The organism is Devosia sp. Leaf420 (assembly GCF_001425445.1).
Lineage (GTDB): Bacteria > Pseudomonadota > Alphaproteobacteria > Rhizobiales > Devosiaceae > Devosia.
The window spans coordinates 318043-335687 of sequence record NZ_LMQU01000013.1; the positions used below are offsets into that span (position 1 = coordinate 318043).

Genomic DNA, 17645 nt, shown 5'->3' on the forward strand with positions numbered 1-17645 from the left:
TTAAGCCGCCTGCGCCTTGTCCTTGAGATCAGGCGGGGTCGCCTCGGTTAGAAGCGAAACGATCGCTTCCATCGATGGCATGACCTGTTGGCCCTCGGTGCCGAGACGACGCACGGAAACCGTGCCTTCCTCGGCCTCGCGCTTGCCCACCACGAACATCAGCGGCACCTTCTGCACCGAATGCTCGCGCACCTTGTAGTTGATCTTCTCGTTGCGCGTATCGAGCTCGGCACGGATGCCTACGGCCCGGAGCTGGTTGACCAGCCTCTGGCCATACTCGTCAGCTTCCGAAACGATGGTCGCAACCACAACTTGGGTCGGCGCCAGCCACATCGGCATCTTGCCGGCATGGTTTTCGATCAGAATGCCGATAAACCGCTCCAGCGATCCGAGAATCGCGCGATGCAGCATCACGGCAAACTGCCGTGAGCCATCCTCGGCGACATAGGTCGCGTTGAGGCGTTCGGGCAGCACATAGTCGAGCTGCAGCGTACCGACCTGCCAGGACCGACCGATGGCGTCCTTGAGGTGGAATTCGAGCTTGGGCGCATAGAACGCGCCTTCGCCCTCGGCGATCTCGAAATCGTAGCCGGTCGCGCGCAGGGCATCGCCCAGCGCCTTTTCGGCTGCATCCCAACGCTCGATGGTGCCGCCGAATTTCTCCGGCCGCGTCGCGAGCTTGATGACGACATTGTCGAAGCCAAGATGTCCATAGACCGAATAGAGCAGGTGGACGAAGTGCTCCGTCTCGCTCTGGATCTGGTCTTCGCGGCAGAAGATATGCGCGTCGTCCTGGGTCATCTGCCGCACGCGCATCAGACCATGGAGCGCACCATGGGCCTCGTTGCGGTGACAGCAGCCGAACTCGGCCATGCGCAGCGGCAGGTCGCGATAGCTCTTGATGCCCTGGTTGAAGATCTGCACGTGGGCCGGGCAGTTCATCGGCTTGAGCGCCAGCAAATCGCCGACGTCCTCAAACACCGGACCTTCCTCATCCGTGTTCGGGACGACATCGGGTACGACGAACATGTTCTCGCGATACTTGCCCCAGTGCCCGGATTGTTCCCAGAACTTGGCGTGCATCAATTGCGGGGTTTTCACCTCGACATAGCCCGACGAATTCAGTCGACGGCGGATATAGGCTTCCATCTGGTTGTAGATGGTGAAGCCGCGTGGATGCCAGAACACCGAGCCCTGCGCCTCGGCCTGAAAGTGGAACAGGTCCAGGTCCTGGCCGATCTTGCGATGGTCGCGCTTTTCCGCCTCTTCCACCATGACGAGATACGCGTCGAGCTCTTCCTTGGTCGCGAACGCCGTGCCGTAAATGCGCGAAAGTACCGGGCGATTGCTATCGCCACGCCAATAGGCGCCGGCAACCTTGGTCAGCTTGAACGCCTGGCCGACATCCTTCACGGTCCGCATATGCGGGCCGCGGCAAAGATCGATCCACTGACCCTGCTTGTACATCTTGAGCGATTGGTCAGCCGGAATCGCGTCGACCAGCTCGACCTTGAACTCTTCGCCCTTGGCGCGGAAGAAGTCCTTGGCCTGGTCGCGCGTCCACACTTCCTTGGTGAAGGCAGCACCGCGATCGATGATTTCACTCATCTTCTTTTCGATGACGCGCAGCTCATCTTCGGTGAACGGCCCGGCTTTGCGGAAAAAGTCGTAATAAAAGCCGTTTTCGATCACGGGGCCGATCGTCACCTGCGTATCGGGCCACAGCTCCTGAACAGCCTCGGCCAGCACGTGCGCGGCGTCGTGGCGGATAAGCTCGAGCGCGTCCTTGGACCCGGAATCGCGCGTCACGAACTCGATCTTGCCGTCAGCCTCGAGCGCATCCGAAAGATCGGAAACGACGCCGTTCCAGCGCATGGCGATGGTTTTTTTGGCGAGGCTCTTGGAGATGCCCTCGACCACGGTGGTGCCGGTGGTGCCGCGCGGATATTCGCGAGCTGCACCATCGGGGAACGTCACCTTGATCGTCATTTTGGATCTCCAGAAATTGGGATAATTGCAGCGCGAAATCGCCACAAGGCGGCCTGAATAGCACGCTTTTGCCATCGTGCCAGCCCTTTGGGGCGCACTGCTGTCATTGCTTGGGCGCAAGCACTTCAAAGACTTGCTAGCCAACTAGTCGGTGCAGCGGCCTACTTCCACCGCCCATAACTCCAAGGCGCATACCACTTCGCGTCGACCGGCACAGCCTCCGGCAACGGATCATACCCGTGCGTTCCGCCCGGACGGCAGCGCACAAAGCGCGACAGCCCCATCCACCCACCGGGCCAGAAACCGAAGTGCCATATGGCATCCCGCGTATATTCCGAACACGTCGGCAAGTGCCGGCAGGTGCGCCCTGCAAAAGCAGAAAGCGTGTAGCGATATACGGTGATCAGGAAAATGGCCGAAAATTTGAACGGCAAATCGATGACGCGCCAGAACAGATCGATCACGCGTTGCATCAAGTTTTCGCTGCAGCGCGTTGATCGGTATCAATTTTCTTCAACGCATCAGAGGTGGCTTCAAACACCAGCAGCGTTGAGGCATGCCGCGCCGGATAGTCGCGGACAGCTTCGAGATATCCTAGGTCCGACCATTTTCCATCCGGCGCATGGCCCTCGCCCTTGAGCATGTCACGCATCTGCTGGCTCACCGCCAAAAACGTTTCGACCGGCGTGCCGACGATTTCCCGCGCCACGATCGCTGCCGAGGTCTGTCCCAGGGCACATGCCGATACCTCATGCCCATAGGCCGAGATGATCCCATCGGTTACGACGACATCCACCTCGATCAGTGATCCGCAAACGCGGCTAACCTTCCGCGCCGAAGCTTGGGGCGCTGGCAGCCGTCCCGGCTGCGGCGCGTTGCCGGCGATGTCGAGAATCTTGTCTGAATAGAGCTCAATAAGCGCCATTGGAAAAACTGGCTTCTTGTTCCCGTCTTGTACGCCTTCTATATAGAGGCTCCGGCGAGGACTGCCAGGGTTTCATATGCCCGTGTGGTCCAACTGCCCGGCGCCAGCGTAATCAGGGCGATTGCCAGTTAGGAGTCATTCCGTGGACGCGTCCGTCAATCCTGTTTTCCCAGCACCCACCTCTTCGACGGCACTCCCGCGACCGACGCGCGAAGAAGCCGAAGCGGCAGTGCGCACCCTGATCGCCTGGGCTGGCGATGACCCGACTCGCGAAGGTCTGCTTGAGACGCCAGCGCGTGTTGCCAAGGCTTATGGCGAGCTTTTTGGCGGCTATGGACAGGATCCCAAGGCCGTCCTTGCGAAGACGTTCCGTGAAGTAGGCGGTTACGATGATATCGTCTTCGTGCGCGATATTCCGTTCTACGCCCATTGCGAGCACCACATGGTGCCGTTCTACGGCAAGGCGCACATCGCTTATCTGCCCCATGATGGCGTCGTTGGCCTCTCCAAGCTCGCACGTCTCGTGGAAGTGTTCGCGCGTCGCCTCCAGACGCAAGAGACGATGACGGCGCAGATCATCGACGCGATCAACGAAAATCTTGGTCCGCGCGGCGCCGCCGTCATGCTCGAAGCCGAGCATATGTGCATGACCATGCGCGGCGTCCGGGCTCACGACGTCAAGACGATCACCCATCGCTTCACCGGTGTTTTCGCCGAAGATCGCATCGAGCAGGACCGCTTCTTCGCCATGATCAGCCGCTGATCCGCCAACAGGGCTAACCTCCCACTCAAACGTCCGCGTGCATCGCTTCGGCGATGGCGCGGAAATCGTGCTCCGAAATCTCGAACAATACCAGCCGCATCTGGTAACCCCAGTTGCGGTTGCCACGCGTGAAATCAAGCGTGTCCAGCAAAGGCGCGATCGGCGCTTCGATAGCATCCGCATAATCGACATTACGCCGCCAGGGCGTGAAGTCGCCGCCCATCTCGCCCTGATAGAGCTCCTCGTCCCGTACCCTGCCGATGGTCGTAAAACTCTGCAGGCGATCCTTGCCGCGGATAGTTTCAGCGGGCGAGTAGTAGGTCACGCCATCTCCGGCACGGATCCGCTGCAGTGGCGTCTTCTTCCCGTGGTTGACCTGCATGAACCCGGCTTTGCCGCGCCGCGCATGTTCGGCCGAAGCCACTGCGATCCAGTATTTCGTCATGATCGATCTCCATTCGCCAAAACACTAGACTGCCGAACTGCCAGTTTTCGGCAGTGGTAATCGAATTGGATGCGCGCTAGAGCCTCGCACAACATATCGGGTGACCTGAATGATCTCCTTTGCCGATCCAAAGACGCTGACCCATGATGAGTTGGAAGAGGGTTCGACCTTCGTCCCGCGCTTCGACGCCCATGGGCTGATCACGGTCGTCACCGTAGAAGACGGCTCGAAGGACGTCCTCATGGTCGCCCATATGAACGCCGAGACACTCGGCCTCACTCTTGAGACCGGCATCGCCCACTATTGGTCGCGGTCGCGCCAATCGATCTGGAAGAAGGGCGAAACCTCAGGCGAGTTGCAGGAGGTCGTGGACCTCCGCACCGACTGCGATCAGGATTGCCTCGTCATGACCGTCCGCCAAACCGGCCGGGGCGCCGCTTGCCACACAGGCCGCAAGAGCTGCTTTTATCGTCAGATTGAGACATCGGGCGATACGGTGAGCCTTATAGATACGGGACTGCCGAGGCTTTTTGATCCCACGACAGTCTACAGCAATTAGCCGAAAGCGCGCTGCGGGTCTCCAGATCCGCACTTATCCCGTTTATCCCCGGCCATTTTCTTTCGCTTATCCTGTCCCTCCAATCCCGCAAGGACGGTCTGCAGACGACAGTAGCGGGAGGGCCAATCGCGATGGATCGTCTCCAGTCGTGCGTTTGGGTGCTGAACGCCTTTCGACGAGCGATCGATCGGCGTCCTGTGCCTATCCGAAAAAATGGCGCCTCGGAGCGGCATCTGCTTCACTCTACTAAAACCCTTCGAGGCGAATGCCGCTCCGAGGTCCGTCCACCCATCCGGAAGCCACAGGCTGGCCGGCGCTTTGTCGTGCGCTGATTCCAGCGGATGCATCTCGCGTCCCGCCGAGCTACCTCTAACGAATCCCTAACGCGTTAACCCTGTCCCCGCTTTCCCCGATCATCTCACTAGACCGGAACGAAAACCGAACATATAAGAACATTATAGCAACACGGGAGCTAGAGATGATTGATTTCCTCAAGGACTTCGCCGCCTTCGTGACCCTCGGAGCCTTCACCATCGGGTCGCTGACCTGGATGGACCTGCTGACGCATCTGGGCTGATGCCTGTGGATTGGGGGCAGGGTGATTTGACCTCGGCCGTCCATTGGCTCAGACTTTTCTGAGGAGACCAATATGCGCGGCCCCGGCTTTATCCACCTACACGTTCACTCGGCTTTCTCGCTCCTCGAAGGAGCAGTCCAGCTTGAGGCGATTCTCAAACTTGCAGCGGCCGACAATCAGCCGGCGCTCGGTCTGGCTGATACGGCCAATCTTTTCGGCGCCCTCGAATTTTCCGAGAAGGCGACGAAAAAGGGAATCCAGCCGCTGATCGGCGTCGAGTTGGCCATCGATTTTGCTGCCGCCGAAGAGCGCATCAGTGAGCGTGGACATGTTGCCTGGACTGGCAAATCCAGCGTCGTGATGATGGCTCAGTCCGAAGAGGGCTTTGCCAATCTCTCCCGCCTCGTTTCGCGCGCCTATATGCAGGGCGAAAATGGTTTGGCCCGCGCCAAGCTCGACTGGCTGACCCAAGAATCGCTCACTGGCATGATCTGCCTGACCGGTGGCCCCGAAGGCGCCATCGACATGCCCTTCGCTCATGGCCAGGACGCAAATGCACTGCGCCGGCTCGATCGTCTCGCCGATCTGTTCGGCGATCGTCTCTATATCGAATTGCAGCGCCACGGCCGGGCGCAAGAGGCCAATGTCGAGCCGCGTCTTGTCGACTATGCCTATCGCAAGGGCATTCCGCTCGTCGCAACCAACGAGCCATTCTTCAAGACCGCCAAAGAATACGAAGCGCATGACGCGCTTCTCGCCATTGCTGGCAGCTCAGTCCTTGCCCAGACCGAACGTCGCAAGCTCAACGACCAATATTACTTCAAGACCCGCGCGGAGATGATCGAGCTGTTCTCGGATCTCCCCGAGGCGGTCGATTCAACCATCGAGATTGCCAAGCGCATCGCCTATCGGCCGCGCACCCGTGGACCGATTCTCCCAAAATTCGCTGCCGGATCGCATGCGACCGAAGATGAAGTCGTCGCCGCAGAAGCCAATGCCTTGCGCGACATGGCGATCACCGGCCTCGACAAACGTCTTGCCGCGCACGGTCCCGGACCCGGCAAGACCGAGGAGGAGTATCGCGATCGACTCGATTTCGAGCTGAACGTCATCGAGAAGATGAAATTCCCCGGCTACTTCCTCATCGTGGCCGACTTCATCCAATGGGCCAAGGCGCAGGGCATTCCGGTCGGTCCGGGCCGTGGTTCCGGTGCCGGTTCGCTCGTCGCTTATGCGACGACGATCACCGACCTCGATCCGTTGCGCTACAATCTTCTCTTCGAACGCTTCCTCAATCCCGAACGCGTTTCGATGCCCGACTTCGATATCGACTTCTGCCAGGACCGGCGCGAGGAAGTCATCGAATACGTGCAGAAGAAATATGGCGTCGAACAGGTCGCCCAGATCATCACCTTCGGTTCGCTCCAGGCACGTGCAGTGCTGCGCGACGTCGGTCGCGTTCTGCAGATGCCCTATGGCCAGGTGGATCGCATCTGCAAAATGGTGCCGGCCAATCCTGCCGATCCCTGGACCGTCGAGCGCACCATGAACGAGGTGCCGCAGTTCAAGCAGATGGCTGAGGAAGACGAGGCCGTCGGCCAGCTCGTCGAAATCGCGAAATCGCTCGAAGGTCTTTATCGGCACGCCTCGACTCACGCCGCCGGTATCGTGATCGGTGATCGGCCGCTACAAGACATCGTCCCACTTTATCGCGATCCGCGTTCCGATATGCCGGTGACGCAATATAATATGAAGTGGGTTGAGCCGGCGGGTCTGGTCAAGTTCGACTTCCTGGGTCTCAAGACCCTGACCACGATCCAATACGCTGTCGAAATGGTCCGCAAGCGCGGCGTCGATCTCGATATCGACGCGATCCCGATCGACGATGCCGAAACCTACAATCTCTATGCCCGTGGGGACACCTACGGCATCTTCCAGTTTGAAAGTGGCGGCATGCGGCGCGCCTTGATGGATCTCAAGCCCGACCGCATCGAAGATCTCATCGCCATGAACGCGCTCTATCGGCCGGGTCCGATGGACAATATCCCAAGCTTCATCGACCGTAAGCACGGCAGGGAAGAGGTGGCTTATCCTCATCCCAAGATCAGCGAAGTGCTCGACGAGACCTATGGGATCATCGTCTATCAGGAACAGGTGATGCAGATCGCCCAGCTCCTGTCGGGCTACTCCCTGGGCGAAGCCGACATGCTTCGCCGCGCCATGGGCAAGAAGATCAAGGCAGAGATGGATAACCAGCGGATTCGCTTCCGCGAGGGGTCCGGCCCGCAAGGCGTCGGCGAAGCTTTGGCCGACCAGATTTTCGATCTGCTGGCAAAGTTCGCCAACTATGGCTTTAATAAAAGCCACGCCGCCGCCTATGCCTGGGTGTCCTACCAGACCGCCTATCTCAAGCAGCATTATCCGCATGAATTCTATGCGGCTTCGATGACGCTCGATATGGCCCAGACAGACAAACTCTCCGACTTCCGCCGCGAGGCTGGTAAGAAGAAGATCGAAGTCGTCGCCCCCTGCGTCAACGCGTCAGAAGTCGTCTTCTCGGTGAAGGACGATCGCATTCATTATGGCCTCTCGGCCGTCAAAGGTGTCGGTCGCGCGGTCGCCGAGCATATCGTCGAGGTCCGCGGCGACAATCCGTTCAAGGATCTCGGAGACTTCGCCCGCCGCGTCGATCCCAAGGCGATCAACAAGCGCACACTCGAAACGCTCGTCAGCGCAGGGGCTTTCGACGGGCTCGCGCCGCGTCGCGAGATCGCCTTTGCTGCTATCGAGCAGATCATGGGGACTGCCCAGGCGCTGACTTCCGAGCGCAATGAAGGCCAATGGAATATGTTCGCCTCGAGCGAACCCGAAACATTCCGGTTGCCGACAGGCGTGCCTGCCTGGACGTCCACCGAGCGCGCCGATCGCGAGCTATCGGCCATCGGCTTTCATCTCTCGGCCCATCCGCTCGATGCCTATGCCGATCTTTTCGAACGGCTGCGAGTTCAACGCTGGGGCGATTTCGAGCGCGCCGTAAAAGATGGTGCTTCCGCTGGACGCCTTGCCGGTACCATCTCATCGCGTAACGACAGGCGAACGCGTAAAGGCACGCCGATGATGATCCTGACTTTGTCGGATCAGAGCGGTACTTTCGAGTGCATCGCCTTTTCCGAACAGATCAGTCAATTCGGAGCGATTCTTCAGCCGGGCCATTCGGTTATCCTTGAAGTTGGCGCCCAGGAGCGCGCCGAAGGCATCAGCCTTATGCTCAATGGAGCAAAACCCATCGAAGGCGCGGCCGAAAGCATTGATCGTCAGCTCACCATTTTTGCCGCAGATGCCAAGGCGCTTCCATCTGTCGGCGCCCAGCTCAAACGCGGCGGTAACGGCACCGTAAGCCTCGTCGTCATTCGCGACGCCGGCGCCAAGGAATACGAAATCGAGCTCCCCGGAAAATACGCCGTCAACGCTGAAGTCGCCGGCGGCATCAAGGCGCTCGAAGGCATAACGGACGTGCGGTTCAATTAGCGCGATGTGTGCTCGGCAGATTAGACGAATGCCGAGTGACGAATAAACGCGGAGGAGGCGAGCCTGAACTCATCCTCCTCCACTCGGGGCTTTCACCCTTGTCCCCACGTCGACGCGCGGGTCTATGATTGGTTAACAACCGAGCCGAACGATGGTTCGCTGACGATCATGTGAGTGTTCGTCGTCTCGGAAGGCGAGGCGGGTTGCGCTCAGGGGCGAGTTCGCTTATATCGCCCACGCGTCCGGCGGTTTGCCAGGCGCGATCTCACACACGAAGCAGGCCTTCCTCATAGGGAACGCCATCCGGTGGCGGGCAACCGTCGCACTCGCTTCGTGGAGGTATTAACCGGTAAAGGATATATCACATGGCTCTGCCAGAATTCTCCATGCGCCAGCTTCTCGAAGCCGGCGTTCACTTCGGCCACCAGAAGCACCGCTGGAACCCGAAGATGGAACGCTTCATTTTCGGCGTTCGCAACGACATCCACATTCTCGACCTGTCGCAGACCGTGCCGGCCCTCAGCCGCGCGCTGCAGCTCGTTTCCGACACCGTTGCCGATGGCGGCCGTGTGCTCTTCGTCGGCACCAAACGCCAGGCGGCTCCCCTCGTTGCTGAAGCTGCCAAGCAGTCTGCTCAGTACTACGTCAATTCGCGTTGGCTCGGCGGCACGCTGACCAACTGGCAGACGATCTCGAACTCCATCTCGCGTCTGCGCGAACTGGAATCGATGAGCGAAGACGATCTGGCTCTCCGTACCAAGAAAGAGCGCCTGATGATGTCCCGCGAGCAGGAGCGTCTTGAGCGCGACCTCGGCGGCATCAAGGACATGGGCAATGTTCCCTCGCTCCTGTTCGTGATCGACACCAACAAGGAAGCCAACGCGATCAAGGAAGCCCGTCGTCTGGGTATCCCAGTCGTCGCCATCGTCGACACCAATTGCGATCCGGATATCGTTGACTATGCGATCCCGGGCAATGACGACGCCAGCCGCGCTCTCGAACTGTATGTTTCGCTGATCTCGCGCGCTGCCCTCGACGGTATCGGCCGTTCGTCCAGCTCGCTCGGTGCTGATCTTGGCGCTTCCTCGGAAGCTCCGGCAGAAGATCTTCCGGCCGAAGGCGCAGCTGTCAACTAAGTCCGGTATGTCCGGAATCGTTTGAACGAAACTATGCGGCCCCGGTCTGGGGCCGCCGAAAGGTGAACCCATGGAAATCACTGCTGCACTGGTTAAGCAGCTCCGCGACTCGACCGGCGTCGGGATGATGGACTGCAAGAAGGCCCTGGCCGAAACCAATGGCGACATGGAAGCTGCCGTCGATTGGCTGCGCACCCGTGGCCTTGCCAAGGCTGCCAAGAAGGCTGATCGCGTCGCTGCCGAAGGTCTGGTTGGCGTTGCGACCTCCGGCACCAAGGCTGCCGTCGTCGAAGTCAACTCGGAAACCGACTTCGTTGCCCGCAACGAGCAGTTCCAGAACATCGTTGGCTCGATTGCCAAGCTCGCTCTCGACGCTGACGGCGATGTCGCCAAGCTCGGCGAAATGCCGTTCCCTGGCGCTGGTCACTCGGTCAAGGCAGAGCTGACCGAAGCGATCGCCAAGATCGGCGAAAACATGAACCTGCGTCGCACTGTGACCGTTTCGGTTACCGATGGCGTGGTGGAAAGCTATGTCCACAACGCCGTCAAGGCTGGCCTGGGCAAGATCGGCATTCTGGTCGCTCTCGAATCGACCGGCGACAAGGCTGCTCTGTCGGCTCTGGGCAAGCAGCTTGCCATGCACATCGCAGCGACCAATCCGCTGGCAATCGATGCAAGCGAACTGGATCAGGACGTTGTGGCTCGCGAACGCGCCATCATTCTTGAGCAGGTCAAGGAATCGGGCAAGCCCGCCGACATCGCCGAGAAGATGGTCGATGGCCGTCTCCGCAAGTACTACGAAGAAGTCACGCTCCTCGCGCAGACCTTCGTGATCGACGGCGAGACCAAGGTTGCCGACGCGATCAAGAATGCCGAGAAGGACGCTGGTGCGCCCATCAAGCTGACCAAGTTCGTGCGCTACGCTCTTGGCGAAGGCATTGAGAAGGTCGAGACCGACTTTGCTGCCGAAGTTGCAGCGACCGCAGGCGTAAAGGCCTGATGATTTGGACGGGCCAGCAATGGCCCGTCCTTCGCTCTCCGATGATGCGGATCGAGCTCCGTAAGTTTTGCATTTACTTCCTGCGTGGCTCGGCCTTCAGCTTGCGGCAATTATGCCCTAGTGTCTCATGGGCCTTGCGGAATCGCGAGCCCGCAGCTCTTTAACGTGAGGTCTCCCATGGCGTCGGCTTATAAGCGCATTCTGCTCAAAGTGTCGGGCGAGGCGCTGGCGGGGGACAACTCCTTCGGCATCGAACCGCCATTTCTCCAGGCCGTTGCCCGTCAGATTGCCCAGGTCGCACAAGCCGGAACCCAGGTCGCCATCGTCGTCGGCGGCGGTAACATTTTCCGTGGCATGGCCGGCGCTGCCGACGGCACCGATCGCGTGACGGCCGATCTCATGGGCATGCTTGGAACCATGATCAACGCTCTGGCGCTCTCGAACGCCATTTCGCGTCAAGGCGTCAAATCCAAACCATTCAGCGCCGCGACCATGCCATCGGTTGCCGACACTTTCACCGCACGTGATGCCAAGCAGGCACTGGAAGAGGGTTTCGTCGTCGTCCTTGGCGGCGGCACGGGCAACCCGTTCTTCACCACAGATACCGCCGCCACTCTGCGTGCCATCGAGCTTGAATGCGACGTTGTGCTCAAGGGCACAAAGGTCGATGGCGTCTATTCCGATGACCCGAAAAAGAACCCTGACGCGGTCCGGTATTCCCATATCAGCTATGACGAAGTCATTTCGCGGAACCTGAAAGTCATGGACACGGCTGCATTTGCGCTTGCCCGCGACAGCCAGATGCCGATTATTGTATATTCCCTCGATGATGCGGCGGGCCTCTCCGGCGTACTCAAGGGCGAAGGCCTTTCCACGCGCGTTGGCGGCGCGGCTTAGGGCAGGGCCGTCTGGCACCTTCAGGTGTTTTGAAATTAAAAGAAGCGCGCCCAAGCTGGCTGCGCCAATGACTGGAAGGACCTCGGCCATGGCCTATGATCTCAACGACATCAAGAACCGTATGCAGAAGTCGATCGCCTCGCTCAAGGACGAACTGTCCGGCCTGCGTACCGGTCGCGCCAGCGCCAGCTTGCTCGAGCCCGTCACCGTTGATGCCTATGGCTCGCGTACGCCGCTCAATCAGGTCGCGACCGTGACCGTTCCCGAGCCGCGCATGCTGTCGGTTCAGGTTTGGGATCGTGGTCTCGCCAACGCCGTCGAAAAGGCCATTCGTGACAGCGGTCTTGGCCTCAACCCGATGGGTGAGGGCCAGGTTATCCGCGTTCCATTGCCAGAATTGAACGAACAGCGGCGTAAGGAACTTGCAAAGGTCGCACACACTTATGCCGAACAGGCCCGCGTCGCCGTGCGCCACATTCGTCGCGATGGCATGGACGCCTTGAAAAAGGCGGAGAAGGACAGCGACATGAGCCAGGACGATGCTAAGAAGCAGTCGGATCTGGTCCAGAAGGCGACTGACGATGCCGTCAAGGAAATCGACGTGATCGTCGCGTCCAAAGAACAGGAAATCATGCAGGTCTAAGATCTGCGTGTAGGCGCCACCGGGAGGGGCGTTTATGGCAAGCGAGAACGCTGCGAAAATTGACCCGGCCCCAGGGCCGGGCTTGCGCATTCCAGTCCATCTGGGCGTTATCATGGATGGCAATGGCCGTTGGGCCAAGGCCAAGGGAAAGCGGCGCACCGAGGGTCATGTGCAGGGCGTTCAATCGCTCCGCAATGTCGTCGAATATTGCATCAAGTTCGGCGTCAGTTATCTGACGGTCTTCAGCTTTTCATCTGAAAACTGGGCCCGGCCGGCTGACGAAGTCTCCTTCATTTTTGGCCTTCTGCGCCGGTTCGTAGTGTCGGATCTGCAGCGCCTGATCCGCAATAATGTCCGCATAAAGATCATTGGCGCGCGCAAAGGGCTCGAGCCCTCGTTGATCCGTTTGATAGACGAGGTTGAAGCCAAAACCGCGAACAATACCGGCCTCGTCCTGGTGGTCGCGTTCAACTATGGCGCCCGCGCTGAGATCACGGATGCCGTACGCTCGTTGGTCGCCGATGCCGTCGCCGGCAAGATTGATCCGGCCAGCATCGACGAGGAGACCATTTCTCGCGCCCTCTACACGCGTGAAATCCCCGATCCTGACATCATTATCAGGACCAGTGGCGAGCAGCGTCTATCCAATTTCCTTCTTTGGCAGTCGGCCTACTCGGAATTGGTATTCGTTCCTGAAAACTGGCCCGATTTCGATGAGACGAGCTTTGTGCGCGTCCTCGAAACCTATGCCATGCGTGACCGTCGTTATGGCGGCCTAGGGGCAGGCGGGAGCTGATGGAGCCTCAAGAGCCGTCACCACAGCAGACATCACGCCCAAGCCGCAATTGGGCTGATGTGGGACCTCGTCTGGCTTCTGCTGCGGTTCTGATCCTGCTGACGGTGACCGCGCTTTATCTCGGCAGCTATTTCTTTTCTGGCGTTGTCGGTGCGGTCTATGCGGGCGTTTATCGGGAATGGGAAACCATGGTGTCCCGCGCTCCGCTCACGCCCGGCGGCTTTGCGCTTATTGGTCTCGTCGGGCTTTCCGGTCTGGTTTTCCCCTGGCTTGGCATCATCGGTCTTGTGGCCACTATTGCGATTGCCTGCGTCGTTGCAGTTTTTATGGGCCGAGAACTCGCAAGCTGGCGCATCGGTGGTCTTGCGCTATTTAGCTTGCTGATTTTATCCGCGGTCCTCATGCGCGGGGCCACAATGGATGGCATCTGGGCGGGGGTTTATCTAGGGACCGTGGTGTGGATGACTGACTCGGCGGCTTTCTTCACTGGCCGTCAGATCGGCGGCGAGAAGCTTGCGCCGGGTATTTCTCCGTCCAAAACCTGGTCTGGTGCGCTTGGCGGCTTGGCCCTAGGAACTGCCGCAGGCCTGATCGTCTGGACGCTGATCACGGATTCGCCTTGGTGGATCGGGCTTCTCCTTTCCATTGCCATCAGCATTGTCGGTCAGCTCGGCGATCTCTGCGAAAGCGCTGTGAAGCGGCATTTCCGGATCAAGGACAGCGGCGATATCATTCCAGGCCACGGTGGCCTGATGGACCGGCTTGATAGCCTGACGCTTGGTCTTGTGCTTGTTTTAATCGTGGGTGCGGCACATGGCGGATTTGGCGCGGTAGCCCAAGGTCTGCTTTACTGGTGAGAACCAGGGGCCGGTCGGCCCATTTTGAGGAATGACGATGTTCGAATCCGTGACTTGGCTCTTGTCCTACGTCATTCCATTTCTCGCGGTTCTAACCGTCATCGTCTTCGTCCACGAAATGGGCCATTACCTTGTCGCGCGCTGGAATGGTGTCGCCATCCAGGCCTTCTCGATCGGCTTTGGCCGCGAGCTGTTTGGCTGGACCGACAAACACGGAACCCGCTGGAAGCTCTCGGCCGTGCCCTTGGGCGGCTACGTCCGCTTCGCCGGCGATATGAATGCCTCCAGCATGCCCGATCCCGATGCACCGGAATTGCAGGACCCCGCGATCGCGCCGCGGCTGTTCGTCAACAAAAACGTCTGGCAGCGTATTTCCATCGTTGCGGCGGGTCCGATCGCGAATGTGCTGCTGACCTTCCTGATCCTTTATGCACTGCTGCTTGGCTATGGTCGCTATAGCGTCCCGGCAGTCATCGGCGAGGTTTTGCCTGACTCGGTAGCGCAATCAGCCGGTTTCGAGCCGGGAGATCGAATCCTGTCGGTAGACGGTTATGTCGTTCGTGGCTTTGAGGATTTCCAGCGCTACGTTGCGACGAGTCCAGCTCGCCAAGTGGTCATCGAAATTCAGCGCGGCGATACGAATCGAACCATCGACCTCACGCCCGAGCCGGTGGTCATTCAGGACCGCTTCGGTAACGACCAGAGAATCGGCCGCATCGGGGTTAGTCGAGAAACGTCGCAAGGCGATATCGAGCTTTATAAGCCGGGACCGGTCGAAGCGATCGGCATGACAGTCGAGGAAATTCGGTTCATCGTGCAGCGCACGGCCGCGTTCTTGGGCGATTTCTTCGTTGGGCGCGGTGATGTCCAGCAGCTCAGCGGCCCGGTCAAGGTGGCCAAAGTGTCGGGCGAAGTCGCGACCCTTGGGGTGATCGCTCTGATCAACCTCATGGCGCTCCTCTCACTCAACATTGGTATATTCAATCTTTTGCCAATTCCCATGCTCGACGGCGGGCATCTCATGTACTATCTGATCGAGGCAATTCGGGGACGGCCTCTTAGCATGCGCGTGCAGGAGATTGGTTTCCGCTTTGGGTTCGCGCTGGTTCTGGCATTGATGGTCTTTACACTCTTCAATGATACGGTCTTCGACCATTTCGGGATTTTGCGCTAACCCTTTGTTAACCTTGGTTCGCAAGGTGTTGCACGAATACAAGCGCGCCAATGAATTGCTAACCGCGTCCCGGCTTCCCGCTTGTCCGTGGTTAAAAAAACAGTAAAACACTTCAATGGAGTGGCTTGGGGGAGCGGCGTTTGACGATTCTCCGGGCAGGTCGCAGAAGGCAATAACAATATGATTAACCCCACCAAGCTGATGCGTGGCGCCGTTTCGGTGATCGCCATTATGGGCGCGAGCCCGATGGTCGGAGCCGGGGTGCCAGTTCTGGGCGTTGCCATTGCGCAGGCTCAGGAGCAGTTGGTCGGCTCGGTGTTGTTCGAGGGCAATCGTCGCTTCTCTGATACCCAATTGCTGGCGATGGTCGATGTGTCCGCCTCCGGTATCTACACCCAGCAACGCGTTGCGGCCGACGTTGAAAGCATCCGTCAGGCCTATGATCGCGATGGTTTCCTTGGTGTGACGGTGACGTCCCGCACTGAAGCGACTGCCGATGGGCGCGTCCGTGTTATCTTCCAGGTCAATGAAGGTGAGCGCGCGGGCATCGCTGCGATCAACTTCACCGGCAACAACGCGATCAGCAGCGGCAACCTCAAGGGCGCCATGTTGACCAAGGAAACCGGCATTCTGAGCTGGCTACTCCGCGACGACACGTATGACGAGCGCAAGCTTGCCGTCGATCGTGAGCGCGTTCGTCAGTATTATGCAAATCGTGGCTATCCCGATGCGCAGGTCAATGCGGTCGCTGAGTACGAAGCGGCGCGCAATGCGTACTTCATCAATTTCACGATCAATGAAGGCCAGCGCTACGAGTTCGGCAACATTGGTATCGAAACCAGCATCAACGGTCTGAACACCGAAGTGCTTCGCTCGTCTGTGCAGACGGGGCAGGGTGCGCAGTATTCTGCGACGAACCTGCAGAAGACTATCGAGGACATGTCCTACGAAGCGGCGACCCAGGGTTACTCCTTCGCCGACGTCCGGGCTCGTCTCGATCGTGATGTTGCCACCGGCACCTTCAACGTGACCTACCTCGTCGATGAAGGCGCGCGCATCTATGTCGAGCGCGTCAACATCACCGGCAACACCAAGACCCGCGACTTCGTTATTCGTCGCGAACTGGAATTTGGTGAAGGCGACCCGTTCAACCGTTCCATGGTTGTGCGTGGCCGCGAAGCCATCCAGGATCTCGGCTACTTCTCCGCAGTTGAAGTGACGACGGCTCCTGGCTCTTCGCCGGATAAGGTTGTTCTCAACATCAACGTTACGGAAACCTCGACGGGCGAATACGGCGCCAGCGCCGGCTATTCCACCAGCGACGGTATCCTCGGCGAAGTCTCGCTCACCGAGCGTAACTTCCTTGGTCGCGGTCAGTATCTGCGTGCTGCAATCGGCGCGACCCAGTCTGGCCGTACGTTCGACTTCTCCTTCACCGAGCCCCGTTTCATGGGTCTCAAGGTGTCGGCTGGCGTCGATGCGTATCACCGTATTTCCGACGAAACGACGACGACCTTCTACGGTTCGCAGTCGACGGGCGGTCAGCTTCGCTTCGGCGTTCCGATCACCAGCGCGCTCACAGCGTCGCTGTATGGTGGTTACGAACGCAAAACGATCACTGACGAGAAGGACAATCCGCAGTTCAAGTCGTCCCTCGTCGAAAATGGTCAGGAATTCAACAAGGCATTCATCGGCTATACGCTGACCTGGAATGGCCTTGATGACACCAAGGATCCGACCAAGGGCCTGTATGCGACCTTTAGCCAGCAGTATATTGGCTGGGATCATAACCTCCTGAAGAGCGAGGCTCGCGCCCGTTACTTCGTGCCACTGCTCGATGATAGCGGCATCATTGCCAGCGTTCGTGGTCAGGCCGGCGTGGTCAACAGCATGGACGGTGGTTCGGTCCATGCGGTCGAAGCCTTCATGCCGGGTCCAAACCTCATCCGCGGTTTCGAAGGCCGTGGCGTTGGTCCTCGTCTGACAACCGGCGAATATCTTGGCGCGACCATGTATGCCGCGGCTTCCGCGGAGATCGAATTCCCGATCCCGGCTCTGCCTGAAAGCTATGGTCTGACCGGTGCGCTCTGGGCAGACGCTGCCTGGATCGATGGTCTGCCAGGGCAGGGTACTGGTACCCTTGATCCGGCAAGCCAAGATACGCCGCTCCGGACTTCGGTTGGTGCATCGCTCATTTGGGACTCACCGTTTGGTCCTCTTCGTGGCGACGTTTCCCACGTTTTCAACAAGTCCACTGCGGATCGTACGCAGGTGTTCCAGATCACGCTTCAGACCTTGCTCTAGTCCGAGCAACGTGAAAGAAGTCATCAAGCCGCGGGGCGGTAACTCCCGCGGC

The 17645-nt window shown here is 59.2% G+C and carries 15 protein-coding genes; 11 read left to right on the top strand and 4 right to left on the bottom strand.

What is annotated here, in order from left to right; all coding sequences use genetic code 11:
• From thrS to ASG47_RS17490, 3 genes are all read right to left on the bottom strand, one after another.
• The gene (thrS, locus tag ASG47_RS17480) at nucleotides 1-1989 is read right to left on the bottom strand and encodes a threonine--tRNA ligase (RefSeq protein ID WP_061911618.1); all 1989 of its coding nucleotides are present in this window, start codon (nucleotides 1987-1989) and stop codon (nucleotides 1-3) included.
• A gap of 161 nt (nucleotides 1990-2150) precedes the next feature.
• Entirely contained in the window at nucleotides 2151-2462 is a 312-nt protein-coding gene (gene yidD, locus ASG47_RS17485) for a membrane protein insertion efficiency factor YidD (protein ID WP_061911397.1), read from the bottom strand.
• A complete protein-coding gene (locus tag ASG47_RS17490) occupies nucleotides 2462-2914 on the bottom strand; it encodes an iron-sulfur cluster assembly scaffold protein (protein ID WP_061911399.1) in 453 nt (150 codons plus the stop codon). The genes yidD and ASG47_RS17490 overlap by 1 nt, the downstream gene beginning before the upstream one ends.
• A gap of 142 nt (nucleotides 2915-3056) precedes the next feature.
• Between ASG47_RS17490 and folE the strand changes: the two genes are divergently transcribed.
• Nucleotides 3057-3677, top strand: a complete 621-nt coding sequence (folE, locus tag ASG47_RS17495; RefSeq protein WP_061911401.1) for a GTP cyclohydrolase I FolE — start codon at nucleotides 3057-3059, stop codon at nucleotides 3675-3677.
• A gap of 25 nt (nucleotides 3678-3702) precedes the next feature.
• On the opposite strand, the gene ASG47_RS17500 is transcribed toward folE, so the two are convergent.
• Complete coding sequence (locus ASG47_RS17500; RefSeq protein WP_061911404.1) at nucleotides 3703-4122, bottom strand: EVE domain-containing protein; 420 nt, start codon at nucleotides 4120-4122, stop codon at nucleotides 3703-3705.
• A gap of 109 nt (nucleotides 4123-4231) precedes the next feature.
• Here ASG47_RS17500 and hisI point away from each other — a divergent pair, with 109 nt between their 5' ends.
• The 10 genes from hisI to bamA all read left to right on the top strand — a co-directional run bounded on the left by hisI (nucleotide 4232) and on the right by bamA (nucleotide 17593).
• Nucleotides 4232-4681: a phosphoribosyl-AMP cyclohydrolase gene (gene hisI / locus ASG47_RS17505; RefSeq protein WP_061911406.1), complete on the top strand. Its 450-nt coding sequence runs from the start codon at nucleotides 4232-4234 to the stop codon at nucleotides 4679-4681.
• Between the two features lie 649 nt (nucleotides 4682-5330).
• Entirely contained in the window at nucleotides 5331-8786 is a 3456-nt protein-coding gene (dnaE, locus tag ASG47_RS17515; protein WP_061911410.1) for a DNA polymerase III subunit alpha, read from the top strand.
• A 365-nt stretch (nucleotides 8787-9151) separates the two neighbouring features.
• A complete protein-coding gene (rpsB, locus tag ASG47_RS17520) occupies nucleotides 9152-9922 on the top strand; it encodes a 30S ribosomal protein S2 (protein WP_061911412.1) in 771 nt (256 codons plus the stop codon).
• Nucleotides 9923-9992: 70 nt separating this feature from the next.
• Nucleotides 9993-10922, top strand: a complete 930-nt coding sequence (gene tsf, locus ASG47_RS17525) for a translation elongation factor Ts (RefSeq protein ID WP_061911413.1) — start codon at nucleotides 9993-9995, stop codon at nucleotides 10920-10922.
• Between the two features lie 177 nt (nucleotides 10923-11099).
• Entirely contained in the window at nucleotides 11100-11819 is a 720-nt protein-coding gene (gene pyrH / locus ASG47_RS17530; RefSeq protein WP_061911416.1) for a UMP kinase, read from the top strand.
• A gap of 88 nt (nucleotides 11820-11907) precedes the next feature.
• On the top strand, nucleotides 11908-12462 hold the full coding sequence (gene frr / locus ASG47_RS17535) for a ribosome recycling factor (protein ID WP_061911417.1): 555 nt from the start codon (nucleotides 11908-11910) through the stop codon (nucleotides 12460-12462).
• 34 nt (nucleotides 12463-12496) lie between these two features.
• On the top strand, nucleotides 12497-13258 hold the full coding sequence (locus tag ASG47_RS17540; protein ID WP_061911419.1) for an isoprenyl transferase: 762 nt from the start codon (nucleotides 12497-12499) through the stop codon (nucleotides 13256-13258).
• A gap of 59 nt (nucleotides 13259-13317) precedes the next feature.
• Nucleotides 13318-14115, top strand: coding sequence for a phosphatidate cytidylyltransferase (locus tag ASG47_RS17545; RefSeq protein ID WP_061911421.1), 798 nt, complete (start codon nucleotides 13318-13320; stop codon nucleotides 14113-14115).
• Between the two features lie 37 nt (nucleotides 14116-14152).
• A complete protein-coding gene (gene rseP / locus ASG47_RS17550; protein ID WP_244484018.1) occupies nucleotides 14153-15289 on the top strand; it encodes an RIP metalloprotease RseP in 1137 nt (378 codons plus the stop codon).
• Between the two features lie 180 nt (nucleotides 15290-15469).
• Nucleotides 15470-17593: an outer membrane protein assembly factor BamA gene (gene bamA / locus ASG47_RS17555; RefSeq protein ID WP_061911425.1), complete on the top strand. Its 2124-nt coding sequence runs from the start codon at nucleotides 15470-15472 to the stop codon at nucleotides 17591-17593.
• Nucleotides 17594-17645: the final 52 nt, after the last annotated feature.

Excerpts from the sequence above, each read along its gene's own strand:
- thrS (WP_061911618.1), bottom strand. The coding sequence starts at position 1,989 with ATGACGATCAAGGTGACGTTCCCCGATGGTGCAGCTCGCGAATATCCG.
- yidD (WP_061911397.1), bottom strand. The coding sequence starts at position 2,462 with ATGCAACGCGTGATCGATCTGTTCTGGCGCGTCATCGATTTGCCGTTC.
- ASG47_RS17490 (WP_061911399.1), bottom strand. The coding sequence starts at position 2,914 with ATGGCGCTTATTGAGCTCTATTCAGACAAGATTCTCGACATCGCCGGC.
- ASG47_RS17500 (WP_061911404.1), bottom strand. The coding sequence starts at position 4,122 with ATGACGAAATACTGGATCGCAGTGGCTTCGGCCGAACATGCGCGGCGC.
- hisI (WP_061911406.1), top strand. The coding sequence starts at position 4,232 with ATGATCTCCTTTGCCGATCCAAAGACGCTGACCCATGATGAGTTGGAA.
- dnaE (WP_061911410.1), top strand. The coding sequence starts at position 5,331 with ATGCGCGGCCCCGGCTTTATCCACCTACACGTTCACTCGGCTTTCTCG.
- rpsB (WP_061911412.1), top strand. The coding sequence starts at position 9,152 with ATGGCTCTGCCAGAATTCTCCATGCGCCAGCTTCTCGAAGCCGGCGTT.
- tsf (WP_061911413.1), top strand. The coding sequence starts at position 9,993 with ATGGAAATCACTGCTGCACTGGTTAAGCAGCTCCGCGACTCGACCGGC.
- pyrH (WP_061911416.1), top strand. The coding sequence starts at position 11,100 with ATGGCGTCGGCTTATAAGCGCATTCTGCTCAAAGTGTCGGGCGAGGCG.
- frr (WP_061911417.1), top strand. The coding sequence starts at position 11,908 with ATGGCCTATGATCTCAACGACATCAAGAACCGTATGCAGAAGTCGATC.
- ASG47_RS17540 (WP_061911419.1), top strand. The coding sequence starts at position 12,497 with ATGGCAAGCGAGAACGCTGCGAAAATTGACCCGGCCCCAGGGCCGGGC.
- rseP (WP_244484018.1), top strand. The coding sequence starts at position 14,153 with ATGTTCGAATCCGTGACTTGGCTCTTGTCCTACGTCATTCCATTTCTC.
- bamA (WP_061911425.1), top strand. The coding sequence starts at position 15,470 with ATGATTAACCCCACCAAGCTGATGCGTGGCGCCGTTTCGGTGATCGCC.